Source organism: Pseudomonas sp. AL10, assembly GCF_029960685.1.
GTDB lineage: Bacteria > Pseudomonadota > Gammaproteobacteria > Pseudomonadales > Pseudomonadaceae > Aquipseudomonas > Aquipseudomonas lactis.
Genome location: NZ_JASBQZ010000001.1, coordinates 502,583 through 528,586 on the forward strand (window position 1 = coordinate 502,583; position 26,004 = coordinate 528,586).

At 59.0% G+C, this 26,004-nt stretch carries 22 protein-coding genes and 1 pseudogene; 8 read left to right on the plus strand and 15 right to left on the minus strand.

Going from position 1 to position 26,004, the window contains the following annotated elements; all coding sequences use genetic code 11:
* Positions 1 to 8 precede the first annotated feature (8 nt).
* The 5 genes from mnmE to rpmH form a co-directional block, all read right to left on the minus strand.
* The gene (gene mnmE / locus QK296_RS02365) at positions 9 to 1,379 is read right to left on the minus strand and encodes a tRNA uridine-5-carboxymethylaminomethyl(34) synthesis GTPase MnmE (protein ID WP_003195902.1); all 1,371 of its coding nucleotides are present in this window, start codon (positions 1,377 to 1,379) and stop codon (positions 9 to 11) included.
* A 79-nt stretch (positions 1,380 to 1,458) separates the two neighbouring features.
* Positions 1,459 to 3,141: a membrane protein insertase YidC gene (gene yidC, locus QK296_RS02370; RefSeq protein ID WP_003195904.1), complete on the minus strand. Its 1,683-nt coding sequence runs from the start codon at positions 3,139 to 3,141 to the stop codon at positions 1,459 to 1,461.
* A 2-nt stretch (positions 3,142 to 3,143) separates the two neighbouring features.
* Positions 3,144 to 3,389, minus strand: coding sequence for a membrane protein insertion efficiency factor YidD (gene yidD / locus QK296_RS02375; RefSeq protein WP_019816912.1), 246 nt, complete (start codon positions 3,387 to 3,389; stop codon positions 3,144 to 3,146).
* Positions 3,382 to 3,786, minus strand: coding sequence for a ribonuclease P protein component (gene rnpA, locus QK296_RS02380; protein WP_003177079.1), 405 nt, complete (start codon positions 3,784 to 3,786; stop codon positions 3,382 to 3,384). The genes yidD and rnpA overlap by 8 nt, the downstream gene beginning before the upstream one ends.
* 16 nt (positions 3,787 to 3,802) lie before the next feature.
* The gene (gene rpmH, locus QK296_RS02385; protein ID WP_003213577.1) at positions 3,803 to 3,937 is read right to left on the minus strand and encodes a 50S ribosomal protein L34; all 135 of its coding nucleotides are present in this window, start codon (positions 3,935 to 3,937) and stop codon (positions 3,803 to 3,805) included.
* Positions 3,938 to 4,522: 585 nt separating this feature from the next.
* On the opposite strand from rpmH, the gene dnaA reads away from it, so the two are divergent.
* The 4 genes from dnaA to gyrB are packed head-to-tail and all read left to right on the plus strand — an operon-like array spanning position 4,523 to position 10,728.
* The gene (dnaA, locus tag QK296_RS02390; protein ID WP_003187249.1) at positions 4,523 to 6,040 is read left to right on the plus strand and encodes a chromosomal replication initiator protein DnaA; all 1,518 of its coding nucleotides are present in this window, start codon (positions 4,523 to 4,525) and stop codon (positions 6,038 to 6,040) included.
* Positions 6,041 to 6,078: 38 nt separating this feature from the next.
* Positions 6,079 to 7,182, plus strand: a complete 1,104-nt coding sequence (gene dnaN / locus QK296_RS02395; protein WP_003187250.1) for a DNA polymerase III subunit beta — start codon at positions 6,079 to 6,081, stop codon at positions 7,180 to 7,182.
* Between the two features lie 20 nt (positions 7,183 to 7,202).
* Positions 7,203 to 8,306, plus strand: a complete 1,104-nt coding sequence (gene recF, locus QK296_RS02400) for a DNA replication/repair protein RecF (protein ID WP_003187251.1) — start codon at positions 7,203 to 7,205, stop codon at positions 8,304 to 8,306.
* Between the two features lie 4 nt (positions 8,307 to 8,310).
* Positions 8,311 to 10,728, plus strand: coding sequence for a DNA topoisomerase (ATP-hydrolyzing) subunit B (gene gyrB, locus QK296_RS02405; RefSeq protein ID WP_003187253.1), 2,418 nt, complete (start codon positions 8,311 to 8,313; stop codon positions 10,726 to 10,728).
* 104 nt (positions 10,729 to 10,832) lie between these two features.
* On the opposite strand, the gene QK296_RS02410 is transcribed toward gyrB, so the two are convergent.
* Positions 10,833 to 11,555: a response regulator transcription factor gene (locus QK296_RS02410; RefSeq protein WP_003187255.1), complete on the minus strand. Its 723-nt coding sequence runs from the start codon at positions 11,553 to 11,555 to the stop codon at positions 10,833 to 10,835.
* 411 nt (positions 11,556 to 11,966) lie between these two features.
* Between QK296_RS02410 and QK296_RS02415 the strand changes: the two genes are divergently transcribed.
* Positions 11,967 to 14,246 carry a CHASE2 domain-containing protein gene (locus QK296_RS02415; RefSeq protein WP_003187256.1) on the plus strand — a complete coding sequence of 760 codons (2,280 nt, stop codon included), beginning with the start codon at positions 11,967 to 11,969 and terminating at the stop codon, positions 14,244 to 14,246.
* Positions 14,247 to 14,427: 181 nt separating this feature from the next.
* On the opposite strand, the gene QK296_RS02420 is transcribed toward QK296_RS02415, so the two are convergent.
* From QK296_RS02420 to glyQ, 4 genes and pseudogenes are all read right to left on the minus strand, one after another.
* Positions 14,428 to 15,198 carry a lysophospholipid acyltransferase family protein gene (locus QK296_RS02420; RefSeq protein WP_003187258.1) on the minus strand — a complete coding sequence of 257 codons (771 nt, stop codon included), beginning with the start codon at positions 15,196 to 15,198 and terminating at the stop codon, positions 14,428 to 14,430.
* 82 nt (positions 15,199 to 15,280) lie between these two features.
* A pseudogene (gene gmhB / locus QK296_RS02425) lies at positions 15,281 to 15,847 on the minus strand (D-glycero-beta-D-manno-heptose 1,7-bisphosphate 7-phosphatase); the annotation flags it as partial.
* Positions 15,820 to 17,874, minus strand: a complete 2,055-nt coding sequence (gene glyS, locus QK296_RS02430; protein ID WP_003187261.1) for a glycine--tRNA ligase subunit beta — start codon at positions 17,872 to 17,874, stop codon at positions 15,820 to 15,822. The gene glyS and the pseudogene gmhB, both read right to left, overlap by 28 nt.
* A complete protein-coding gene (gene glyQ, locus QK296_RS02435; RefSeq protein ID WP_003187265.1) occupies positions 17,871 to 18,824 on the minus strand; it encodes a glycine--tRNA ligase subunit alpha in 954 nt (317 codons plus the stop codon). The genes glyS and glyQ overlap by 4 nt, the downstream gene beginning before the upstream one ends.
* Positions 18,825 to 18,905: 81 nt before the next feature.
* Between glyQ and tag the strand changes: the two genes are divergently transcribed.
* Positions 18,906 to 19,463, plus strand: coding sequence for a DNA-3-methyladenine glycosylase I (gene tag / locus QK296_RS02440; protein ID WP_003187266.1), 558 nt, complete (start codon positions 18,906 to 18,908; stop codon positions 19,461 to 19,463).
* A gap of 40 nt (positions 19,464 to 19,503) precedes the next feature.
* Positions 19,504 to 20,391: a lysophospholipid acyltransferase gene (locus QK296_RS02445; protein WP_003187267.1), complete on the plus strand. Its 888-nt coding sequence runs from the start codon at positions 19,504 to 19,506 to the stop codon at positions 20,389 to 20,391.
* 131 nt (positions 20,392 to 20,522) lie between these two features.
* Here the strand turns inward: QK296_RS02445 and QK296_RS02450 are convergent, their stop codons facing one another.
* The 5 genes from QK296_RS02450 to def form a co-directional block, all read right to left on the minus strand.
* Entirely contained in the window at positions 20,523 to 20,834 is a 312-nt protein-coding gene (locus QK296_RS02450) for a tetratricopeptide repeat protein (protein WP_034134127.1), read from the minus strand.
* Positions 20,835 to 20,849: 15 nt separating this feature from the next.
* The gene (trkA, locus tag QK296_RS02455) at positions 20,850 to 22,223 is read right to left on the minus strand and encodes a Trk system potassium transporter TrkA (RefSeq protein ID WP_003187270.1); all 1,374 of its coding nucleotides are present in this window, start codon (positions 22,221 to 22,223) and stop codon (positions 20,850 to 20,852) included.
* 22 nt (positions 22,224 to 22,245) lie between these two features.
* Positions 22,246 to 23,556: a 16S rRNA (cytosine(967)-C(5))-methyltransferase RsmB gene (rsmB, locus tag QK296_RS02460; protein WP_282390550.1), complete on the minus strand. Its 1,311-nt coding sequence runs from the start codon at positions 23,554 to 23,556 to the stop codon at positions 22,246 to 22,248.
* Entirely contained in the window at positions 23,553 to 24,506 is a 954-nt protein-coding gene (gene fmt, locus QK296_RS02465; RefSeq protein WP_212613670.1) for a methionyl-tRNA formyltransferase, read from the minus strand. The genes rsmB and fmt overlap by 4 nt, the downstream gene beginning before the upstream one ends.
* A gap of 69 nt (positions 24,507 to 24,575) precedes the next feature.
* The gene (def, locus tag QK296_RS02470) at positions 24,576 to 25,082 is read right to left on the minus strand and encodes a peptide deformylase (RefSeq protein WP_003187273.1); all 507 of its coding nucleotides are present in this window, start codon (positions 25,080 to 25,082) and stop codon (positions 24,576 to 24,578) included.
* A 135-nt stretch (positions 25,083 to 25,217) separates the two neighbouring features.
* On the opposite strand from def, the gene QK296_RS02475 reads away from it, so the two are divergent.
* A complete protein-coding gene (locus QK296_RS02475; protein WP_034134129.1) occupies positions 25,218 to 25,994 on the plus strand; it encodes a hypothetical protein in 777 nt (258 codons plus the stop codon).
* The last annotated feature ends 10 nt before the right edge of the window (positions 25,995 to 26,004 follow it).

The window sequence follows — 26,004 nt, forward strand, 5'->3', positions numbered from 1 at the left end:
TAACTCGACTATTTGCCGATGCAGAAGCTGGAGAAAATCCGCCCGAGCAAATCATCTGAACTGAAAGCCCCGGTGATTTCACCCAACAGCTGCTGCGCCTGGCGCAGATCTTCAGCCAGCAGCTCCCCAGCCCCCGCCAAGGTCAGCTGGGCGCGCCCGTGCTCCAAGGCCGCGCTGGCATGACGCAGCGCTTCCAGGTGCCTGCGCCGCGCACTGAAGCTGCTTTCCGACGTCTGTTCGTAGCCCATGCAGGCTTTAAGGTGCTCGCGCAGCAACTCCAGACCGTCACCGGCCGATTTCGCGCTCAAGCTGATCGTGACGTGGCCATCTTCACTGGTTTCCAGGGCGATGGCTTCCCCCGTAAGGTCGGCCTTGTTACGGATCAAGGTGACTTTGGCTGGGTCTGGCCGTTGTTCAAGGAATTCGGGCCACAAGGCAAAAGGATCCACAGCTTCCGGCGCAGTGGCATCCACCACCAGCAACACACGATCGGCTTCGCTGATCGCCTTGAGCGCACGTTCCACGCCGATCTTTTCCACCTGGTCGTCGGTATCGCGTAAACCAGCGGTGTCCACCACGTGCAGCGGCATACCGTCGATGTGGATATGCTCGCGCAAGATATCCCGGGTGGTGCCGGCGATCTCGGTGACGATGGCCGCCTCGCGCCCTGCCAGAGCATTGAGCAGGCTTGATTTGCCGGCATTTGGTCGGCCGGCAATCACCACCGTCATTCCATCGCGCAGCAAGGCGCCCTGCCCGGCTTCGCGCAGCACTGTGGATAACTCATCGCGGACTTTATCCAGCATCGCCAATACGTGGCCATCCGCCAGGAAGTCGATTTCTTCTTCCGGAAAATCAATCGCGGCTTCGACGTAGATGCGCAGGCTGATCAGTTGCTCGGTCAAGTTATGCACACGCAGGGAAAAAGCCCCCTGCAATGAACGCAATGCGTTACGTGCAGCCTGTGCAGAACTGGCTTCGATCAAATCGGCGATGGCTTCGGCCTGGGCCAGGTCGAGCTTATCGTTCAAGAATGCGCGTTCGCTGAATTCCCCTGGTCTGGCCAGGCGGCAACCCAATTGCAAGCAGCGCTGCAGCAGCATATCCAACACCACAGGCCCACCGTGCCCTTGTAATTCAAGGACATCTTCACCGGTGAACGAGTTTGGCCCTGGAAAATAGATGGCCAGCCCCTCGTCCAATACGCTGTGGTCGGCATCCAGGAACTGGCCGTAATGGGCATAACGGGGTTTCAGCTCCCGGCCGCTGATAGCCTTGGCTGCCACGCCCGCCAATGGCCCGGAAATTCGAACGATGCCGACGCCGCCCCGACCTTGAGCGGTAGCGACAGCAGCGATGGTTTCACGAGGAGCGCTCATCAGCAGGTTCCAGAACAAAAGTGACGGAAAGCAAAACGCCCCACTAGGGGGCGTCTTGAGTGGTTATCCACAGAGTAAATTACGCCTCGGCTTTTTGGGTAGCCGCTTCGATTTTACGTGTGATGTACCACTGTTGAGAGATCGACAACACGTTGTTGACCACCCAGTACAGTACCAAGCCAGCAGGGAACCACAGGAAGAAGAAGGTGAAGATGATTGGCATCATTTTCATTACCTTGGCCTGCATCGGATCCGGCGGGGTTGGGTTCAGACGCTGCTGGATGAACATGGTCGCGCCCATGATGATCGGCAGGATAAAGAACGGGTCTTTGATCGACAGGTCAGTTATCCACAGCATGAACGGAGCTTGGCGCATTTCCACGCTTTCCAGGAGTACCCAGTACAGCGACAGGAACACCGGCATCTGTACCAGAATCGGCAAGCATCCACCCAGCGGGTTGATCTTCTCTTTCTTGTACAGCTCCATCATGGCCTGCGACATTTTCTGCCGGTCATCACCATGTTGTTCTTTCAGCGCGGCCAGTTTCGGGGCCACGGCACGCATACGCGCCATCGATTTGTAGCTGGCTGCCGACAGAGGGAAGAAAAGCCCTTTGATCAGCATGGTCAGGAAGATGATCGACCAGCCCCAGTTACCGACGATGCTGTGGATATGTTGCAACAGCCAGAAGATCGGCTGGGCAATGAACCACAGGAAGCCGTAATCCACAGTCAGTTCCAGACCTGGGGACAACTCTTTCAATACGGCCTGGCTTTTAGGGCCGGCGTACAGGGTAGCGCTGGTTTCAGCCTTGGCACCTGGAGCGACGGTCAACGCCGGGCCAGTGAAGCCAATGATGTAGTTGCCCTGGCTGTCCTTGCGGGTTTGAACCAGGTTCGCATCCCCCTTGTTCGGGATCCAGGCGGTCACGAAATAGTGCTGCAGCCACGCTACCCAGCCACCTTGGACGGTTTCTTTCAGCGTGCCCTTGTCGATATCTTTCATCGACACTTTTTTGTACGGCTCGTTACTTGTCCACAGGGCAGCGCCCAGGTAAGTCGCGGTACCGGTGGCGGTGCTGGAAGACGGATCGGAGCTGGCGTCACGCTTGAGCTGGGCAAACAGGTTGCCGCTCCAGGCTTTGTCGCTGGTGTTGTCGATCAGGTAAGTGACCTTCAAGTCGTACAAACCGCGGGTAAAGCTGAAACGCTTGATGTAGTTGACGCCGTCGAGGCTGAATTTCAGGTCGACGTTCAACTGGTTCTGGCCGTCTGCCAGTTGATAAGTCTTCTGTTCGGTCGAATAAACCGGACGACCGGTAGCACGTGCATCCGGACCATTGGTGCCGGTCAGGCCGCTTTGCGCCAGATAAGTACGTTCACCGCCGTTATCGAACAGTTGGAACGGCACATCCGGATGGTCTTGGCGACGTGGATAAAGCGGCAGCTTCAGCTGTGCGATATCACCACCCTGTGGGTCGATAGCCAGGTCGAGCACATCCGTTTTTACGTGGATGAGGTCTTTGTTGGTGACCACTGGCGTTTCTAACGGGGCACTTGTCTCGCCATTCGCGCTGGGAACATCGGCACTCGCGGACGCATTGTTACCCAGCGGGGTGTCCGGAATAGCCGGCGCAGCCTGATTGGTAGCAACATTCTGAGTCGGCAGGGCAGCCTGACCGTAGTCCTGGTTCCATTTAAGGACCATGACATAGGACACGATTGCCAGGGCGACGATCAGGATTGTGCGTTTAATATCCATGATTACTCGGCCATCGAAGAAGAACGGGAGGTAGGGATAGGTGGAACCGGGTCATAACCACCGGGATTCCACGGATGACAGCGACCTAAACGACGAAAGGTCAGCCAGCCACCGCGCAGAAGACCATGATTTTCTATGGCCTCTAACGCGTAGCAGGAACAACTGGGGTAGAAACGACAGTGGCTGGCCATCAGAGGACTAATGGCATAGCGATAAAACTGGATCGGAACGATTGCCAGTTTACGCATCAAGGCTGTCTACCCCTACAGTTTCGGTGCTGACTGCTGGTGCTGGCTTGTGGGTACGCGCCAAACGTTTCCAGAGCTTGCCGAAATGCTGAATCAATTCGGGGTTTTCTACATCACCCAAGCCTTTGCGCGCGACGATAACAATATCCCAACCAACCAGAGTGTCCTGGTGGAGGCGAAACGATTCGCGCATCAGACGCTTGAGGCGATTGCGCTCAACGGAGAGCTTTACGCTCTTCTTGCCGATCACCAACCCGAGACGGGGGTGATCAAGATCGTTGTTACGCGCAAGGAGCAGGAGATTTTTCCCCGGAACCTTGCCGGTGGGGGAGTCAAAGACTGCCTTGAAATGCCGGGGGGTTAGCAGACGCTTTTCCCGACTGAAGTCCTGACTCACCACCAGTACCGGATTATCAAACTGCCAGACGCGCACGACCTTTGGCGCGGCGACGCGACAGGACAGCACGGCCGTTCTTGGTAGCCATGCGAGCACGGAAGCCGTGAGTACGGGCGCGTTTGATGGTGCTTGGTTGGAAAGTACGTTTCATGGCGTTGTTACCTGGTTCGTCCACAACGGGCCGGAATGGCCCCCGTTTTAAGAGACCGGCGATTCTAGAGAAAGCAAGCCTCTAGGTCAATTTCCAACCAGCTTTTCCTTTAATTAGATGTCCACGGGGTCCTGACGCCCTTCTCCCCGTTTGGCTTCCATCTGACATGCCATAGATATAAAAATAAAGAAGGAAGTTATTTAGAGCTTTTCTGTAAAGCTTATAAAAGCTAGAGGCGTGATTATCTGTGGATAACTGCCTTTAGCCCTTGTTCTACGGGTTGTACAGAGAATGACAACACGGGGGAGAAGCGGTGCTCTGCCTGTGCTGCGCTATCGGATAAGCTGTGTGTGGAACAGCTAGTTATCCACAGGTCGGTTACCCACAGACTTTCGACCCCACTTGTACAATGAGCTTAGGTGGGTTTATCCACAGAGCTTATGCACAGACCACTGGTCGCATTTTTTACGGTTAAGGCATTGATTTTGGGTGTCCTGTGAGCAACCTACATGTGGATAAGTGGACGGCTGGCCGCTACAATGGCGGCTGTTTTTGCCTCACCGGCTTTCAACTTAGGGGATATCCGTGTCAGTGGAACTTTGGCAGCAGTGCGTGGAGCTTTTGCGCGATGAGCTGCCTGCCCAGCAATTCAACACCTGGATCCGTCCGCTACAGGTCGAAGCCGAAGGCGACGAGTTGCGTGTCTATGCGCCCAATCGTTTTGTCCTCGACTGGGTCAACGAGAAGTACCTGGGCCGCGTTCTCGAATTGCTCGACGAACATGGCAACGGTCTGGCGCCTGCTCTCTCCTTATTAATAGGCAGCAAGCGCAGCTCAGCTCCCCGCGCCGCGCCGAATGCGCCATTGGCCGCCGCCGCGTCGCAAGCCCAAGCTGCAGTGGCGCCTGTCGCCGCTGCACCTGCACCGACATCTGCGCCGTCCAAACCTTCGTCGCGCAAAAATGCGCCGGAGAATGAGGAGCCGTCCCGCGACAGCTTCGACCCGATGGCCGGTGCCAGCTCCCAGCAGGCGCCTGTGCGCTCCGAGCAACGCACTGTGCAGGTAGAAGGCGCGCTCAAGCACACCAGTTACCTGAACCGCACGTTTACCTTCGAAAACTTCGTCGAAGGCAAGTCCAACCAGCTGGCCCGAGCGGCCGCCTGGCAGGTCGCCGATAACCCCAAGCATGGTTACAACCCGCTCTTCCTTTATGGCGGCGTAGGTTTGGGTAAGACGCACTTGATGCACGCCGTCGGTAATCACTTATTAAAGAAGAACCCGAATGCCAAGGTGGTTTACCTGCATTCGGAGCGCTTTGTGGCCGACATGGTCAAGGCCTTGCAGCTCAACGCAATCAACGAGTTCAAGCGTTTCTACCGCTCCGTTGATGCCTTGCTGATCGATGACATTCAGTTTTTCGCACGCAAGGAACGTTCCCAGGAAGAGTTCTTCCACACCTTCAACGCGCTGCTCGAAGGTGGTCAGCAGGTCATCTTGACCAGTGACCGTTACCCGAAGGAAATCGAAGGCCTGGAAGAACGTCTGAAGTCGCGTTTCGGCTGGGGCCTGACCGTTGCAGTCGAGCCACCGGAGCTGGAAACCCGCGTTGCGATCCTGATGAAGAAGGCCGATCAGGCTAAAGTCGATCTGCCGCACGATGCTGCGTTCTTCATCGCCCAACGCATCCGTTCCAACGTGCGTGAGCTGGAAGGCGCGCTCAAGCGGGTCATCGCTCACTCGCACTTCATGGGCCGCGATATCACCATCGAGCTGATTCGCGAGTCCTTGAAAGACTTGCTGGCCTTGCAGGACAAGCTGGTGAGTGTGGATAACATCCAGCGCACCGTGGCCGAGTACTACAAGATCAAGATTTCCGACCTGCTGTCCAAGCGCCGTTCGCGCTCGGTTGCACGTCCACGCCAGGTTGCCATGGCCCTCTCCAAGGAGTTGACCAACCACAGCCTGCCCGAAATCGGTGATGTGTTTGGCGGACGCGACCACACCACGGTCTTGCACGCATGCCGCAAGATCAATGAACTTAAGGAATCCGACGCGGATATTCGCGAGGACTACAAGAACCTGCTGCGTACACTGACTACGTGATGACACCAGCGCAGCTTATTAAGGCAAGGGACTAGACCATGCATTTCACCATTCAACGCGAAGCCCTGTTGAAACCCCTGCAACTGGTCGCAGGCGTCGTCGAGCGCCGACAGACCTTGCCGGTGCTTTCCAACGTATTACTGGTGGTCGAGGGGCAACAGTTGTCCTTGACCGGTACCGACCTGGAAGTCGAACTGGTGGGTCGCGTCCAGCTCGAAGAGCCCGCCGAACCGGGCGAGATCACCGTGCCGGCGCGCAAGCTGATGGATATCTGCAAAAGCCTGCCCAACGATGCGCTGATCGACATCAAGGTGGATGAGCAGAAGTTGGTGGTCAAGGCCGGTCGCAGCCGTTTCACCCTGTCGACCTTGCCGGCCAATGATTTCCCTACCGTGGAAGAAGGCCCGGGCTCGCTGACGTGCAGCCTGGAGCAAAGCAAGCTGCGTCGCCTGATCGAGCGCACCAGCTTCGCCATGGCCCAGCAGGATGTGCGTTACTACCTCAACGGTATGCTGCTGGAAGTCTCGGAAGGCATCATCCGCGCCGTGGCCACCGACGGTCACCGCCTGGCGATGTGCTCGATGCGTGCCGATATCGGTCAGCCGGATCGTCACCAGGTGATCGTTCCACGCAAAGGTATCCTTGAACTGGCGCGCTTGCTCACCGAGCCGGACGGTAACGTCAGCATCGTGTTGGGCCAGCACCACATTCGCGCCACCACCGGTGAGTTCACCTTCACCTCCAAGTTGGTAGACGGCAAGTTCCCGGACTACGAGCGTGTGTTGCCTAAAGGTGGCGACAAGTTGGTGGTCGGTGATCGTCAGGCTCTGCGTGAAGCCTTCAGCCGTACGGCGATTCTGTCCAACGAAAAGTACCGCGGTATTCGCCTGCAGCTGGCCAACGGCCAACTGAAAATCCAGGCCAACAACCCGGAACAGGAAGAGGCAGAAGAAGAAGTGGGTGTCGACTACAACGGCGCTTCGCTGGAAATCGGTTTTAACGTGAGCTACCTGTTGGACGTGCTGGGGGTGATGACCACCGAACAGGTTCGTCTGATTCTTTCGGACTCCAACAGCAGCGCCCTGGTACAAGAATCCGACAACGACGACTCGGCTTACGTTGTCATGCCGATGCGCCTGTAATCATGCTCAGCAGAAGCTAGATGTCCCTTAGTCGCGTCTCGGTCACCGCGGTGCGCAATCTGCACCCGGTGACCTTCTCCCCTTCCCCCCGCATCAACATCCTCCATGGCGCCAACGGCAGTGGCAAAACCAGCGTGCTGGAAGCCATCCACCTGCTGGGGCTTGCGCGTTCTTTCCGCAGTGCGCGCCTGCTACCCGTGATTCAGTACGAACAGTTGGCCTGCACCGTATTTGGCCAAGTGGAATTGGCTGAGGGCGGTCATAGCAGCCTGGGGATATCGCGTGATCGCGGTGGGGAATTTCAGATCCGAATCGACGGGCAAAATGCGCGCAGCGCAGCGCAGCTGGCTGAGATCCTGCCGTTGCAGCTGATCAACCCCGACAGCTTTCGATTATTGGAGGGTGCCCCGAAAATCCGTCGGCAATTCCTCGACTGGGGCGTGTTCCACGTGGAACCACGCTTCATGGCCACTTGGCAGCGCCTGCAGAAGGCCCTGCGGCAGCGGAACTCATGGCTGCGGCATGGTACACTTGACGCCGCTTCGCAAGCAGCCTGGGACCGTGAACTGTGCCTGGCCAGCGACGAAATAGATGAATACCGCCGTGCCTATATCAAAGCCTTGAAACCAGTCTTTGAGCAGACCTTGAGCGAGTTGTTGGACCTCGAGGGGCTGACGCTGAGTTATTACCGGGGTTGGGACAAAGAACGTGAGCTGAGTGCAGTGCTCGCAACGTCCTTGCAACGGGATCAGCAAATCGGCCACACCCAGGCCGGACCCCAACGCGCTGATTTGCGCCTTAGATTAGGTGCACACAATGCGGCGGACATCTTGTCCCGCGGCCAGCAGAAGTTGGTGGTCTGTGCGTTGCGTATCGCGCAGGGCCATTTGGTTAGCCAGGCTCGACGCGGTCAGTGTATTTATTTGGTGGATGACTTGCCGTCGGAGCTCGACGAGCAGCACCGCCGCTCGCTATGCCGCTTGTTGGAAGACTTACGCTGCCAGGTGTTTATTACCTGTGTAGACCACGAATTATTGAGGGAAGGCTGGCAGACGGAAACGCCAGTCGCTTTGTTCCACGTGGAACAAGGCCGTATCACCCAGACCCACGACCATCGGGAGTGAAGGCATGAGCGAAGAAAACACGTACGACTCGACCAGCATTAAAGTGCTGAAAGGTTTGGATGCCGTACGCAAACGTCCCGGTATGTACATTGGCGACACCGATGATGGTAGCGGTCTGCACCACATGGTGTTCGAGGTGGTCGATAACTCCATCGACGAAGCTCTGGCCGGTCACTGCGACGACATCAGCATTATTATCCACCCGGATGAGTCCATTACCGTGCGTGACAACGGTCGTGGCATCCCGGTAGACGTGCACAAAGAAGAAGGCGTTTCGGCGGCAGAGGTCATCATGACCGTGCTCCACGCCGGCGGTAAGTTCGACGACAACTCCTATAAAGTATCCGGTGGTTTGCACGGTGTAGGTGTGTCGGTAGTGAACGCCCTGTCCGAAGAACTGATCCTGACTGTCCGCCGTAGCGGCAAGATTTGGGAGCAGACCTACGTCCACGGCGTACCACAGGAACCGATGAAAATCGTCGGCGACAGTGAGACCACCGGTACCCAGATCCACTTCAAGCCATCGGAAGAAACTTTCAAGAACATCCACTTCAGCTGGGACATCCTGGCCAAGCGGATTCGTGAACTGTCTTTCCTTAACTCCGGTGTCGGCATCGTCCTCAAGGATGAGCGCAGCGGCAAGGAAGAGCTGTTCAAGTACGAAGGTGGCCTGCGTGCGTTCGTTGAATACCTGAACACCAACAAGACTGCGGTCAACCAGGTGTTCCACTTCAACATCCAGCGTGAAGACGGCATCGGCGTGGAAATCGCCCTGCAGTGGAACGACAGCTTCAACGAGAACCTGTTGTGCTTCACCAACAATATTCCACAACGCGATGGCGGTACCCACTTGGTGGGTTTCCGTTCCGCGCTGACGCGTAACCTGAACACCTACATCGAAGCGGAAGGTTTGGCGAAGAAACATAAAGTCGCCACCACCGGTGACGATGCCCGTGAAGGCCTGACGGCGATCATCTCGGTCAAGGTACCGGATCCGAAGTTCAGCTCCCAGACCAAAGACAAGCTGGTGTCTTCCGAAGTGAAGACTGCGGTTGAACAGGAAATGGGTAAGTACTTCTCCGACTTCCTGTTGGAAAACCCGAACGAAGCCAAGCTGGTCGTCGGCAAGATGATCGATGCTGCCCGCGCCCGTGAAGCCGCGCGTAAGGCCCGTGAGATGACCCGCCGTAAAGGCGCGCTGGATATCGCCGGCCTGCCAGGCAAACTCGCTGACTGCCAAGAGAAGGACCCTGCCCTCTCCGAACTGTACCTGGTGGAAGGTGACTCTGCTGGCGGTTCCGCCAAGCAGGGTCGTAACCGTCGCACCCAGGCCATCCTGCCGTTGAAAGGTAAGATCCTCAACGTCGAGAAGGCCCGCTTCGACAAGATGATTTCCTCCCAGGAAGTCGGCACCTTGATCACAGCGTTGGGCTGCGGTATTGGCCGCGACGAGTACAACATCGACAAGCTGCGCTACCACAACATCATCATCATGACCGATGCTGACGTCGACGGTTCGCACATCCGTACCCTGCTGCTGACCTTCTTCTTCCGTCAGTTGCCGGAGCTGATCGAGCGTGGCTACATCTACATCGCTCAGCCGCCGTTGTACAAAGTGAAAAAGGGCAAGCAAGAGCAATACATCAAAGACGACGACGCCATGGAAGAGTACATGACGCAGTCGGCTCTGGAAGATGCCAGCCTACACTTGAATGACGAAGCGCCGGGTATCTCCGGTGAGTCGCTGGAGCGACTGGTCAACGACTTCCGCATGGTCATGAAGACGCTCAAGCGTTTGTCGCGCCTGTACCCTCAGGAGCTGACCGAGCACTTCATCTACCTGCCGGCCGTAAGCCTGGAGCAGTTGGGCGACCACGCCGCCATGCAGGATTGGCTGGCCCAATACGAAGTGCGCCTGCGTACTGTGGAGAAGTCTGGCCTGGTGTACAAAGCTAGCCTGCGTGAAGACCGCGAACGTAACGTATGGCTGCCAGAGGTCGAACTGATCTCCCATGGCCTGTCGAACTACGTCACCTTCAACCGCGACTTCTTCGGCAGCAACGACTACAAGACCGTAGTCACCCTCGGCGCGCAACTGAGCACCCTGCTGGACGACGGTGCTTACATCCAGCGTGGCGAACGCAAGAAGCAGGTCAAGGAGTTCAAAGAAGCCTTGGACTGGTTGATGGCAGAAAGCACCAAGCGTCATACCATCCAGCGCTATAAAGGTCTGGGCGAGATGAACCCGGATCAGCTGTGGGAAACTACCATGGACCCTGCTCAGCGCCGCATGCTGCGCGTGACCATCGAAGACGCCATTGGCGCAGACCAGATCTTCAACACCCTGATGGGTGATGCGGTCGAGCCTCGTCGTGACTTCATCGAGAGCAATGCTTTGGCGGTGTCTAACCTGGACTTCTGATCAGGTACATCTGCTAAAAACAAAAGGCCAACGCTTAGCGTTGGCCTTTTTTGTTGGTTCGCAGTCGCGCATTTTTAAATGCTCCACGTGGAACATCGACGTATTTAACTTTCCACAGCGGGTGTCACACTCTCCAATCGATACCCGTACCCGTAGATCGTCAACAGCTGCCAGCCGCGATCCGCCGTCAGCCCCAGCTTGTTACGCAGGCGGTAGATATGCGTGTCCAACGGCCGCGACGAGACCATTTCTTCGTGGCTCCAGAACCGCTCATACAGGTACTCGCGAGACAACGGCCGGGCCAGGTTGGCAAATAGACAGCTTGCCAGGCGGTATTCCCGTTCTGTCAGGTTGATGGGTTTGCCTGCGCGTGTGACGGTCAGTTCGGCATCGTCGAATGTCAGGTCGTTAAAGCTCTGCACTTCCTGGCTAGCCGACTTCTGCAAACCGTGGCGCCGCAGGACGGCGCTGACTCGAGCTTTGAGTTCGTTGGGCCTAAACGGCTTGCTGACATAATCATCCGCCCCGCTATTCAACGCCGTCACGATGTCGCTCTCGGCATCGCGACTGGTGAGCATGATGACGGCAGGGGGCGATTCCATGTGCTCGCGAGTCCAGCGCAATAACGCTATCCCGGAGATGTCCGGCAGTTGCCAGTCGAGGATCAGCAGGTCAAAGGTTTCCCGACGTAGCTGGCGCAGCAGGTCTTCACCGCGCTCAAAGAAATGCAGAGACCAAGGCTGGTCAGCCGGGCCGGGAATCTGTCGCAGTGTCTGTTCCACCCGTCGCAACTCCGCGGGTTCGTCATCCAGTATTGCGACACGCATAGGCGGGGTCCTTCCTACAAAAATACGAGGGCTTGAATGGGGGGCACATGTTGTACAAATGCCGGCCTCTGAATCTGAATAATTATGGACGGATTCTACAGTGCTTGGATCTCTCGATACGCTGAAAGCGCCGTAAACTCAATTCATTACGATCTTCGAAGAAGATACCGGCTCCTGTTGGTGTGGAAAAGGCTCTGTGCCGATCGCCTCGCCGGCGCCTCATGCCTGCTCCAATGTGCGGTATCGTTCATTGCGCGGTCGTGGGAAGTCCTCCAATGAGACCGAAATAAGCTTCACTGGTTTCAGAACACTGCATGCACTTCATCGCAACCCCATGGAGAGGGATCCTGGGCTTATGACACTTTTACTTAATGACCATCAATGCCTCGGCACGCTCGTGGCGGTAGCCCTGTGAACCTATGGCGCAAAGCCGAGAAACGCCAACCTACCCAGGCCCAGCTTTTGTTCCATGGGTTGGTTCGTGAATGGCTGCTGATCGGTCTGGTACTCCTGCCCTTTACCGCCTACTTATCCTTGAGCGCTGGCCTGGCGCTTAACAATCCGCTCTATGACAGCCTGCGCCGCCTCACGCCCTTACCGGTAGACCCACGCATCGTTCTGGTGACCATCGATGCGCCGAGCCTGGAAGCACTCGGCCCGTGGCCTTGGCCGCGTAGCGTACATGCCGACCTGATTGAACGCCTGAACGCCGCCCAGCCGGCGGGTATTTTGTTTGATGTGATCTTCAGTGAGAGCGGCAACAGTAATGACGACCAGCGCCTGGCCGATGCCGTATGCAAAGCCGGCAATGTATTGCTGCCCATCGCCGGGGATAGCAGCGTCAGCCCCAAGGCCCAGGTAACGCCGTTGTCGCCACTGCTCAAGTGCGCCAAGGGCGTTGGGCACATCAACGTCGAAGCGGATAAAGACGGTGTGGTGCGTAGCGTGTATCTACGTGAGGGCCCTGCGGGAAGCACACTCCCTCAGTTGGCGTGGCTGGCATTCGCCATGAGCGAGCATGCCGAGACGATGCCGGGCCTGCCGCAAGAGCCTACTGGAGGGCACTGGCACCAGGAACATGAGATTCGTGTGCCGTTCACTTCGGAACCAGACCATTTTCCCAGTGTGTCCTACGTCAGCGTATTACGCGGCGAGGTACCTCCCGAGTCGTTGCGGGGTCGCCTGATTCTGATCGGTGCATCAGCCTATGGCATGGCCGATCGTTTCGTGACGCCGCTCTCTTCCACCGTGGGCACCACTGCGGGGGTTGAGATCCAGGCTGAAGTACTGAATGGTTTATTGCAGGGTCGCAGCATCGTCGATCTGCCCGGCTGGTTGGCGGCGTTGCTGGCAACGTCCCTGGTGGCCCTGCTGTTGGGCCTTCTGCTGGTGCGCCCCCGCTACGCCCTGTGGATGACCTTGGCAGGCATGGGCGCGGCGTTGCTGGGCTCATGGGCTCTATTGCGCCTGGGCCACTGGTGGAGCCCCGCAGCGTGCCTGATCGGTTTGTTGCTGAGTTACCTGATCTGGAATTGGCGACGCCTGAGCGTAATCCTCGCCTACTTTGGCTGGGAACTGGCACGCCTGGATAACGAACCCAAGGTGCTTCCGGAACGGCGTCGCGCGCCGGCCAGCAAGGGCGATGTGTTGCAAGGGCGGATTTTTGCCCTTGAACAAGCCGTCAGCCGTACCCGCGATACGCGGCGCTTTATGGCGGACGGCTTGGAGTGCCTGCCGGTAGCGACCCTGATCACCGATCCCCAGGGCAGCATCCTGTTGGCCAACCGCGTGGCCCGTGAAGTATTCGGCAATGACCTGGTCGGTGAAAACCTCGTCGAACAGCTTGCTGATCTGGGTTATCCCCCGCTGCACAATGGTGTACGCCCTGCCCTGTCGGCGCTGGAACTGGTCGAGTTTCGCGATATCCACCAACGCAGTTTACGCATGGAACTGGCTCCTTTGCTGCCTGCCGAAGGTGATTTTGCCCTCGGCTGGTTGTTGAGCCTCACGGACCTGAGCAAGGAGCGTGAAGCCCAGCAGCACCGCGAGACGATGCTGCGTTTCCTATCCCATGACCTGCGTGCACCGCATTCAGCGATCCTCGCCCTACTGGACGTGCACAACGGGGAGTCTGCGGTGTTTACCCAAATCGAACAGCAAGTACGGCGGGCCTTGAGCCTGACCGAATCCTTTGTGCAATTGGCCAAGGCTGAAGCGGACGGTTACCAGTTCCAGCCCACCCTGTTTGCCATGCTGGTGATGGACGCCTTTGATCAAGTGGCGGTGATTGCGCAGTTGAAGGGCATCCATTTGGTTCACGACTTGGATGAGGCGGACGAGGCCATGGTCTACGCCGACCAATCGCTGCTCACCCGGGCGTTGTTCAATGTGCTGGAGAACGCGATCAAATACTCCCCATCCGGTACCACCGTCAGGTTGAAGCATGGCAGTGCGCAAGGTTGGTTGGAATGCAGGATAAGCGACCAGGGACCGGGGATTGCGCCTGAGGATCTGCCGGAGTTGTTTAACCAATACCGACGTTTCGATTCGGCTCAAGGCAGTGAGGGTCTTGGACTGGGGCTCACCATGGTTAAAGCAGTGTTGGAGCGGCACGGTGGGCGCATCGTGTGTGAAAGTGAGCTGGGCAAGGGCTCGACGTTTATCCTGCTGCTGCCGTTATTGGAGGACTGAAAAAGCGGCTTTTCTGCTGTGCATAAAAAACCGGTCACAAGGACCGGTTTTTTTATGAAGAAAAAACTTATGCACGTTTTTCCGAATTTTATGAGCTTCAGAAATATGTAAGTAAATCAGCTTGTTATGATGCAAAAAAGCCAATTCGCCAACAAAGCGTACACAGGTTATCCACAGATGCTCAAACTGCCGGCGTCTCCACCACCACCGGTTCCGGAGGCAGGGAGCCCATGGCCCTTTGCTGCGCTTCATTCCACGCCGCAGCGCGGTCGTTCAGGGCGGCGATGGCACGTGGCCCTTCGCCCTCTGCGTACATCGGTTCGCCGATCACCACGGTGATAGTGCCCGGGCGTTTGGCCCAGCCAGTCTTGGGCCAGAACTTGCCGGCGTTATGCGCAATTGGCAGCACAGGCAGGTTGGCGTTGACCGCCAAGGCGGTACCACCGCGTGAGAACTTGCCCACCGTGCCGTAGGGCACCCGCGTGCCCTCAGGGAAGATCAGCACCCAGACGCCGTCCTTGAGCAACTCATCGCCCTTCTTGGCGACATGCTTGAGCGCAGCCTTGGGGTTGTCACGGTCGATGGCGATCGGTCGCAACATGGCCATGGCCCAGCCGAAGAACGGCACATACAGCAACTCGCGCTTGAGCACCTGGCTCAACGGCGAGAAGTACGCCGAGAGGAAGAACGTCTCCCAGGTGCTCTGGTGGTTGGAGAGAATCACGCACGGTTGATCAGGGACGTTTTCAGCGCCCTTGACCTCGAAACGAATGTTCAGGAACACCTTGCTCAGCCACAACGCGCAGCGGCACCAGTAGACGTTGATAAAGCGATAGCGCGCCTTGAAGGGCAGGAACGGTGCAATAAAAAAGCTCAGGGTGCACCAGAGAAACGAACTGGTGCCCAGCAGCAGGTAAAAGAAAAAGGTTCTGATGGCCTGCAAGATCGACATGGCGGCATTTACCGTTGCGGGACACGGCCCGCCTGTTAAAAGCGCACTCCCGAACAGTCCTTGGTCAGGAAGTCGAGGGCGGCTAGTTGTTGATAAGTTCTGCGGCAACGGCCGCCAGATCGTCAAAAATCAAGGTGCCTACCGGCAGGTTTTTAGCCTGGGTCTTTTCGCCTTTCCCGGTTTTAACCAAAACTGGCTGAGAGTCGACGGCTTTGGCCGCCTCCAGGTCACCGAGGCTGTCCCCGACGAACCATATCCCAGCCAAGGGCACCTTGTAATGTTCTGCAATAATTTTCAACATGCCAGGCTTGGGCTTGCGGCAATCGCAGCCCTCATCCGGCCCGTGGGGGCAGTAAACCACCAGCCCCACCTCACCGCCTTGTTCGGCCACTAACGCGCGCAAACGCGCGTGCATGGCCTCCAGGGTCGCGATGTCGTAGTAACCGCGGGCGATGCCGGACTGGTTGGTGGCGATGGCTACCGTCCAGCCGGCTTTGCTCAACTGCGCGATGGCCTCGATCGAACCGGGCAGTGGGATCCACTCCTCCACCGACTTGATGTAAGCGTCGGAGTCGTAGTTGATCACCCCGTCCCGATCGAGAATCAGCAGTTTCAACATGGTCAGCCCAGTACGGAGATGTCGGCGATATTGATGAACAAGCCACGCAGGCGCGCGAGCATGGCGTAGCGGTTTTTGCGCACGCCAGCATCGTCGGCATTGATCATCACCGCTTCGAAGAACGCATCCACCGGCTCACGCAAAGACGCCAGGCGCGCCAACGCTTGCGCGTAGTCACGCTCAGCGATCAGCGGCTTCACGGCGTTCTCGGCCTTGGCAATGGCCGAGTTCAGCGAGAACTCCTTGGCATCGGCAAACAGGCCCGGGTCGACTTCAGCAGTGCCGAGGTTGTCGGCCTTGCTCAGCAGGTTCGACACGCGCTTGTTCACGGCGGCCAGGGCATCGGCTTCCGGCAGCTTGCGGAACGCTTGCACGGCTTGTACACGCTGGTCGAAGTCCAGCGCCGAGCCCGGTTGCAGCGCACGTACCGACAGGTAGACGGAAACGTCCACGCCTTCGTCTTCATAACGCGCACGCAGGCGGTCGAACACGAACTCCAGCACTTGCTCGGCCAGGCCGGCTTGCTTGACCTTGGTGCCGAACTGGCCGACGGCGAATACCACGGCCTGGGTCAGGTCGAGGTCCAGCTTCTTGTCGATCAGGATACGCAGCACGCCCAAGGCCGCACGGCGCAGGGCATACGGGTCTTTGCTGCCGGTGGGCAGCATGCCGATACCGAAGATACCCACGAGGGTGTCCAGCTTGTCGGCAATGGCCACGGCCGCACCGGTCAGGGTGCTCGGCAGTTCTGCACCGGCACCGCGCGGCATGTACTGCTCGTTCAGGGCCAGGGCGACATCATCCGGCTCGCCGTCGTTGAGGGCGTAGTAGTAACCCGCCACGCCTTGCATCTCTGGGAACTCGCCGACCATTTCGGTGGCCAGGTCGCACTTGGACAGCAAGCCGGCACGGGCGGCCCAGGCTGCGTCGCCGCCAATACGTGGGGCAATGTAGGCCGCCAGCTTGGAAACACGCACGGCCTTGTCATAGACGCTGCCGAGTTTTTCCTGGAACACCACGTTCTGAAGGCGCAGGTTGAAGTCTTCTAGCTTCTGCTTCTTGTCTTGCTTGAAGAAGAACTCGGCGTCGGTCAGGCGCGGGCGCACGACTTTTTCGTTACCGGCGATGATCTGCTGTGGGTCTTTGCTTTCGATGTTGGCCACGGTGATAAAACGCGGCAACAACTTACCGTCCACATCCAGCAGGCAGAAGTACTTCTGGTTGTCCTGCATGGTGGTGATCAAGGCTTCTTGCGGCACGTCGAGGAAACGCTCTTCGAACGAGCACACCAGCGGCACCGGCCATTCCACCAGGGCGGTCACTTCGTCGAGCAGGCTTGGCGGCACGATGGCGGTGCCTTCCTGCAGGCGGGCCAGTTCTTCGGTGCGCTTGCTGATCAGCTCGCGACGCTCATTGGCGTCGGCCAGCACATAAGCAGCGCGCAGGTCGTTGAGGTAATTGGCCGGCGAAGTGATGCGCACGCTTTCTGGATGATGGAAGCGGTGACCACGGGAATCACGTCCAGCCTTCTGGGCGAGGATGGTGCAATCGATGACCTGGTCACCGAGCAGCATCACCAGCCATTGGGTTGGGCGCACGAACTCTTCCTTGCGCGCACCCCAGCGCATGCGCTTGGGGATAGGCAGGTCGTTCAGGGAATCTTCAACGATGGTCGGCAACAGGCTGGCGGTCGGCTTGCCGGTGATGACCTGGCTGAAGCGCAGTTTCGGGCCGCTCTGGTCGATCTCGCTCAGCTCCACGCCACACTTCTTGGCAAAGCCAAGGGCGGCCTGGGTCGGGTTGCCGTCGGCATCGAAAGCTGCCTGGCGCGGTGGGCCGTCCAGGTTGATGCTGCGGTCCGGCTGCTGGGTTTCCAGCGCGGTCAGCAGCACAGCCAGGCGGCGCGGCGCGGCGTAGACTTTTTTGGCTTCAAACTTCAGGCCAGCGGTCTGCAGGCCTTTTTCGATACCGGCCAGGAATGCATCGGCCAGAGTATTGAGGGCCTTGGGTGGCAGCTCTTCGGTGCCCAGTTCAACCAGGAAATCTTGAGCACTCATTGTGCAGCCTCCAGCTTAGCCAACACTTCATCACGCAGGTCCGGGGTTGCCATCGGGAAGCCCAGCTTGGCGCGGGCCAGCAGGTAGGCTTGGGCGACGGAACGCGCCAGGGTGCGCACACGCAGGATGTATTGCTGGCGCGCAGTAACCGAAATGGCACGGCGGGCATCCAGCAGGTTGAAGGTATGGGAGGCCTTCAACACCATTTCATAGCTTGGCAACGGCAGCGGCTGGTCGAGCTCGATCAGGCGCTTGGCTTCGCTTTCATAGAAGTCGAACAGTTCGAACAGTTTGTCGACGTTGGCGTGTTCGAAGTTGTAGGTGGACTGCTCCACCTCGTTCTGGTGGAACACATCGCCGTAGGTCACCTTGCCGAACGGGCCGTCAGCCCATACCAGGTCGTAGACCGAGTCCACGCCTTGCAGGTACATGGCCAGGCGCTCCAGGCCATAGGTGATTTCGCCGGTGACCGGGTAGCACTCGATGCCGCCGGCTTGCTGGAAGTAAGTGAACTGCGTCACTTCCATGCCATTGAGCCAGACTTCCCAGCCCAGGCCCCAGGCGCCCAGGGTTGGCGATTCCCAGTTGTCTTCGACGAAACGGATGTCGTGCACCAGTGGGTCCAGGCCCACATGTTTCAGCGAGCCCAGGTACAGCTCCTGGAAGTTGTCCGGGTTGGGCTTCAATACCACCTGGAACTGGTAGTAGTGCTGCAGACGGTTCGGGTTTTCGCCGTAGCGGCCGTCAGTCGGGCGGCGACTGGGCTGCACATAAGCGGCGTTCCAGGTTTCCGGGCCGATGGCCCGCAGGAATGTAGCGGTGTGGAAAGTGCCGGCGCCTACTTCCATATCGTAGGGCTGAAGTACCACACAACCTTGCTCGGCCCAGTATTGCTGGAGGGCGAGGATCAAGTCTTGGAAGGTACGCACGGCTGGCGTAGGCTGGCTCACGAAATTCACCTGTTACTTGGGCTGCGATTTAAAGAGCGGGAGTATACCCGATTCGGCCCCGCCACCACTCCCTGGAGCCTTATGCCACGCTGCTTTTGGTGTTCTGAAGATCCGCTGTACATGGCTTATCACGATCAAGAGTGGGGAACGCCGCTGCGCGATGCGCAGGGTTTGTTCGAGTTGCTTTTGCTCGAAGGGTTCCAGGCAGGCCTGTCCTGGATCACCGTTTTACGCAAACGCGAGCATTATCGAAAGGTGTTGTTCGGCTTTGACGCGCAGCGCCTGGCGCAATTGAGCGATGAAGAAATCGAGGTGCTGATGCAGGACCCGGGCATCGTGCGCAATCGCTTGAAGCTCAACGCTACTCGGCGCAACGCCGCGGCCTGGCTGGCGCTGGAGGATCCGGTGGGGTTGCTGTGGTCGTTTGTCGGCGGCAAACCCAAGGTCAATCACTTCAAGGATCGCAGCGACGTCCCGGCGATTACGCCCGAAGCCGAAGCCATGAGCAAAGCCTTGAAAAAGGCCGGCTTCACCTTCGTCGGGCCGACCATCTGCTACGCCTTCATGCAGGCCTCGGGCATGGTCATGGACCACACCCAGGACTGCGACCGTTACGCGGACTTGGTCAACGCCGGTTAGAATGCCGGCTTTGCGCACCACACACGATCAGGAGTGACCTGTGGAAAAGTTTAAAGGCGCCTTGCTGGTAGGTGCTCTTCGGTTGTTTGCCCTGCTGCCCTGGCGCGCCGTACAAGCCGTCGGCACGGGGATCGGCTGGATCATGTGGAAAACCCCCAACCGTTCCCGCGATACCGTGCGGATCAACCTCTCCAAATGCTTCCCGGACATGGACCCTGCAGAACGCGAGCGCCTGGTGGGCCGCAGCCTGATGGACATCGGCAAGTCCCTCACCGAAAGCGCCTGCGCGTGGATCTGGCCGGCGCAGCGCTCCATCGACCTGGTCCGCGAAGTCGAAGGCCTGGAAGTGCTGCACGAGGCCCTGGCTTCTGGCAAAGGCGTGGTAGGCATCACCAGCCACCTAGGCAACTGGGAAGTGTTGAACCACTTCTATTGCAGCCAGTGCAAACCGATCATTTTCTATCGCCCGCCCAAGCTCAAGGCCGTGGACGAATTGCTGCGCAAACAGCGCGTGCAGTTGGGCAACCGCGTGGCGGCCTCCACCAAGGAAGGCATTCTCAGTGTGATCAAGGAAGTGCGCAAAGGCGGCCAGGTGGGCATTCCTGCCGACCCGGAGCCGGCTGAGTCTGCCGGGATCTTCGTACCGTTTTTTGCCACCCAGGCGCTTACCAGCAAGTTCGTGCCGAACATGCTGGCGGGCCACAAGGCGGTGGGTGTGTTCCTGCATGCCCTGCGGCTGCCGGACGGCTCGGGCTACAAAGTGATCCTGGAAGCGGCGCCGGAGGACATGTACAGCACCGACACCGCGACGTCCTGTGCGGCGATGAGCAAGGTAGTAGAGCGTTATGTCGGCGCTTACCCAAGCCAGTACATGTGGAGCATGAAACGCTTCAAGAAACGCCCACTGGGTGAGGCGCGGTGGTATTGATTCACCGCTTATCTCCTAGCCAATGGAGATCAAATGTGGGAGCTGGCTTGCCTGCGATGGCATCACCTCGGTTTAACTGATAGACCGAGGTGCTGCCATCGCAGGCAAGCCAGCTCCCACAGGGGATTGTTTCAAGCCTGGCGGTCGAGTTTTTTCAGGAACACTGCCATCTCTTTTTCGGCCTGTTTGTCGCCGTGTGCCAAGGCCGCCTCTATGCCTTTTTCCCACGCCTGTCGTGCTGAGGCACTGTCACCCTGCGCCTGATGCGCCTTGCCCAACAACTTCCACGCCGCCGAATACTTAGGATCGAACTCGACGCATCGCTGCAAATGCTCGGCCGCCTTGGCGTTGTTCTTCAGGTCCAGATAACCCTTGCCCAGGCCAAAGCGCAGCAGCGAATTGTCCACGCCCTTGGCGAGCATTTTTTCCAGGGACTCCAGCATCGGTTCACTCCTTGATCAGAAAAAGCTCAACCCCACGTGGAACAGCTTCTCCACATCGCGGATATGTTTTTTATCCACAAGGAACAAAATCACATGGTCTCCGGTGGCGATCACCGTGTCGTCGTGGGCAATGATCACTTCTTCATCGCGAATGATCGCGCCAATGGTGGTGCCCGGCGGCAGGCCGATATCGCGGATGGCCTTGCCAATCACTTTGCTGGACTTCGAGTCACCGTGGGCAATCGCCTCGATGGCCTCCGCAGCACCCCGGCGCAACGAGTGCACACTGACAATGTCGCCACGGCGTACGTGGGCAAGCAAGGTGCCAATGGTCGCCAACTGCGGGCTGATGGCAATGTCGATATCGCCGCCCTGGATCAGGTCCACATAGGCCGGGTTGTTGATGATGGTCATCACCTTCTTCGCTCCCAACCGCTTGGCCAGCAAGGACGACATGATATTGGCTTCGTCATCGTTGGTCAGGGCCAGGAAGATGTCGGCGTCGGCGATGTTCTCTTCCATCAGCAGGTCACGGTCCGAGGCGCTGCCTTGCAGTACAACAGTGCTGTCGAGGGTGTCGGACAAATGCCGGCAACGCGTCGGGCTCATCTCGATGATCTTCACCTGGTAGCGGCTTTCGATGGCTTCGGCCAAACGCTCGCCGATCTGCCCACCGCCGGCGATGACGATACGTTTGTAGCTTTCGTCGAGCCTGCGCATTTCGCTCATGACCGCGCGAATGTTCGCCTTGGCGGCGATAAAAAACACTTCATCGTCAGCCTCGATCACCGTATCGCCCTGGGGCAGGATCGGCCGGTCACGGCGGAAAATCGCGGCCACGCGGGTTTCCACGTTCGGCATGTGCTCGCGCAGTTGGCGCAGTTGCTGGCCCACCAGCGGCCCGCCGTAATAAGCCTTCACGGCCACCAGTTGTGCTTTGCCTTCGGCGAAGTCGATCACCTGAAGCGCACCTGGAATTTCGATCAGGCGCTTGATGTAGTGGGTCACCACCTGTTCCGGGCTGATCAGTACGTCCACCGGAATGGCGTCGTTATCGAACAGACCGGCGCGGGTCAGGTACGCCGCTTCGCGTACCCGAGCGATCTTGGTCGGGGTGTGGAACAGGGTGTGGGCTACCTGGCAGGCGACCATGTTGGTCTCGTCGCTGTTGGTCACGGCCACCAGCATGTCGGCATCGTCGGCACCGGCCTGGCGCAGCACCGTCGGAAACGACGCGCGGCCTTGCACCGTACGGATGTCCAGACGGTCGCCCAGGTCGCGCAAACGCTCGGAATCGGTGTCGACCACGGTGATGTCGTTGGCTTCACCGGCCAAATGTTCGGCCAGCGTGCCACCGACCTGCCCTGCTCCAAGGATGATGATTTTCATCCGGTCACTCCCTTAAAACCATTCAGCCGCGTGCGGCGGCGATCTTGATCAGTTTGGCGTAGTAGAAGCCATCGTGCCCGCCTTCTTGGGCAAGCAGTTGGCGACCGTGGGGCTGCTTGATGCCGGCCGTGGTAGCGAGGTCCAGCTCACGCGCGCCGCTGGTGCGGGCGAGGAAGGCTTGGATGACCTCGGTATTTTCGGTGGGCAAAGTGGAGCAGGTGGCGTAAAGCAGGATGCCGCCGACTTCCAAGGTGGGCCACAGCGCGTCGAGCAGTTCGCCTTGCAGCACCGCCAAGGCGGCGATGTCGTCGGGCTGGCGGGTCAGCTTGATGTCCGGATGACGGCGGATCACGCCGGTGGCCGAGCAAGGGGCGTCCAGCAGGATGCGCTGGAAGGGCTTGCCGTCCCACCAGGCGGCGGTGTCGCGGCCATCCGCGGCGATCAGCTCGGCGCTCAAGCCCAGGCGCGTGAGGTTTTCCCGCACGCGCACCAGGCGCTTGGCTTCAAGGTCCACCGCGACTACACCAGCCAGGTCTTTTTCCACTTCGAGGATGTGGCAGGTCTTACCGCCGGGCGCGCAGCAGGCATCGAGTACGCGCTGGCCGGGGGCGAGGTCGAGCAAGTCGGCGGCCAACTGCGCGGCTTCGTCCTGCACACTGATCCAACCTTCGGCAAAGCCCGGCAGGCTACGCACATCGGCAGCCGCTTCGAGCACGATGCCGTCCGTGCTGTACACACAGGGCGTGGCGTTGATGCCAGCGTCCGCCAGTAACTGCAAATACGCGTCACGGCTGTGGTGACCACGGTTGACCCGTAGGATCATCGGCGGGTGCGCGTTGTTGGCTGCGCAGATGGCTTCCCATTGCTCAGGCCAAAAGGCCTTCAGGGATTTTTGCAGCCAACGCGGGTGGGCGGTGCGCACCACCGGATCATGTTCCAGCTCGGCCAGCAGGGCTTCGCTTTCGCGCTGGGCGCGGCGCAGCACGGCATTGAGCAGGGCCTTGGCCCAGGGCTTTTTCAACTTGTCGGCGCAACCGACGGTTTCACCGATGGCCGCGTGGGCGGGCACGCGGGTGTAGAGCAATTGGTAGAGACCCACTAGCAACAGCGCCTCGACATCCGCGTCCGCCGCTTTGAACGGTTTTTGCAGCAGCTTGGCGGCCAGCGCAGACAACCGTGGCTGCCAACGGGCGGTGCCAAAGGCCAGGTCCTGGGTAAACCCCCGGTCGCGGTCTTCAACTTTATCCAACTGCGTCGGCAGCGAACTGTTCAGCGAAGCCTTGCCGTTGAGGACGGCGGCAAGAGCCTTGGCGGCGGCCAGACGTGGGTTCATTGAGTGACCACCCCAAGCGTGGTGCCCAAGGCGAATTTCTCACGACGGCTATTGAACAAATCGCTGAAGTTCAGCGCCTTGCCGCCGGGCAATTGCAGACGCGTCAGGCACAGCGCTTGTTCACCGCAAGCCACCAACAGGCCGTCTTTGCTGGCGTTGATGATCTCGCCGGGAGCGCCTGCGCCATCGGCCAGGGTCGCGGTCAACACTTTCAAAGCCTCGCCGTTCAGGGTGCTGTGGCAGATCGGCCACGGGTTGAAGGCGCGTACCAGGCGCTCCAGCTCCACGGCCGGGCGGCTCCAGTCAATGCGCGCTTCGTCCTTGTTCAGCTTGTGGGCGTAGGTGGCCAGGCTGTCGTCTTGGATTTCGCCTTGCAGGGTGCCGGCAGCGAGGCCGGCGATGGCCTGGATCACAGCGGGCGGGCCTAGCTCAGCGAGGCGGTCGTGCAGGCTGCCGCCGGTGTCTTGGGCGGTGATCGGCGTGGTGACCTTGAGCAGCATCGGCCCAGTATCCAGGCCGGCTTCCATGCGCATCACGGTCACGCCGCTCTCGCTGTCGCCTGCTTCAACGGCGCGTTGAATCGGCGCCGCACCGCGCCAGCGTGGCAGCAGTGAAGCGTGGCTGTTGATGCAACCCAGGCGCGGGATATCCAGCACAGCCTGGGGCAGGATCAAGCCGTAGGCCACCACCACCAGCAGGTCCGGCTTCAGCGCGGCCAGTTCGGCCTGGGCCTCGGCGTTACGCAGGGTCGGCGGCTGCAGCACAGGAATGTTGTGCTCCAGCGCCAACTGCTTGACCGCACTCGGCATCAGTTTTTGCCCGCGACCGGCCGGGCGATCCGGCTGGGTGTACACCGCGACGAGGTCATAAGGGCTGGCAAGCAGCGCCTTGAGGTGTTCGGCGGCAAATTCAGGAGTGCCGGCAAAAACAATGCGCAATGGCTCGGTCATGGGAGTTCTCGGTTAAAAACAGTCACAAAAGAAAAAGGCTTGCCGCAGCAAGCCTTTGGAAGAAGGGCATCAGGCTTGCTGGCGATGCTTTTTTTCCAGCTTCTTCTTGATGCGGTCACGCTTGAGCGTGGACAGGTAATCGACGAACAGCTTGCCGTTGAGGTGGTCGCATTCATGCTGGATGCACACCGCCAGCAGGCCTTCGGCAATCAGCTCGAAAGGCTTGCCGTCACGGTCCAGCGCCTTGATCTTCACGCGTAGCGGGCGTTCCACATTCTCGTAGAACTCCGGCACCGACAGGCAGCCTTCCTGGTATTCGCCCATCTCTTCGGTCAGCGGTTCGAACTCAGGGTTGATGTACACCCGAGGTTCGCTGCGGTCTTCCGACAGGTCCATGACCACGACGCGCAGATGCACGTTGACCTGGGTCGCGGCGAGGCCGATGCCCGGGGCTTCATACATTGTTTCAAACATGTCATCGACCAACTGACGAACCTTGTCGTCCACTACGGCCACCGGCTTGGCGATCGTGCGCAGGCGCGAGTCGGGAAATTCGAGGATGTTCAAAATAGCCATAAGCGTAATTGCTGCACATGTGAGGAAGAGACAAATCGGCGGTGGGATGGACCCATACGGCCGGTGTGAAACGCTCGGAAGCCGCGAAGGCCATGGCATTTCACGCGAACGCACATAATAAAGGAGATTCACCCCATGAGGAAATCGCTACTCGTCTTGCTGCTGTGGGCTCCGTTCGCCACGGCATTGATTGTGCAACCCACTGAGCGCCTGGATCAGGCCGCGCAACAGGCCATCCAGCATTTTTTACTGCACAACCGTATTTTTGACTCCCCCCAGGACCTGGACAACGCGCCTTACATTATTGCGGCGCAAGGCGGGCGCGTTCTGGGTGCCAACGACGAGCGTGTGCATGCGCGCGGGCATCTGGACCCGGCCCAGCCAAGCTACGGGATATTTCGGCGGGGCAAGGCCTACACCGACCCCCATACCCAAGAGCTGTTGGGCATCAATGCCGACGACATCGGCACTGCGCGCTTTGTGCTTGCCGACAGCCTCACCACCCTGGCAGTGCAACGGGTGACCCAGGAAATTCGCCCAGGCGACCGTTTGTTGCGCGCCGAGCCTCCCGTTGCTTTGGCCAGCCTGGAACCCTGCAAACCTGCACCCTTGATTACAGGGCATATCATCGACATCCCCAAGGGCGTCACGCAGATTGGCGTGCTCGACGCTGTGACCCTCAACAAGGGCCGCCGCGATGGCTTGGTGGAAGGCCAACTGCTCACAGTGATCAAGGCTGGCGCCATCGTGCGAGACACCCTCACCGGCACGCCCACTCCCCTCCCGGATGAGCGAGCCGGCACCCTGCTGGTGTTTCGCACCTATGAAAAGCTCAGCTATGCCCTGGTGCTCAGTGCTTCACGGTCGTTGGCCGTGCAAGACCGTTTCGAGACGGCTGATCAAGCGCAATAAATAGCCTGCT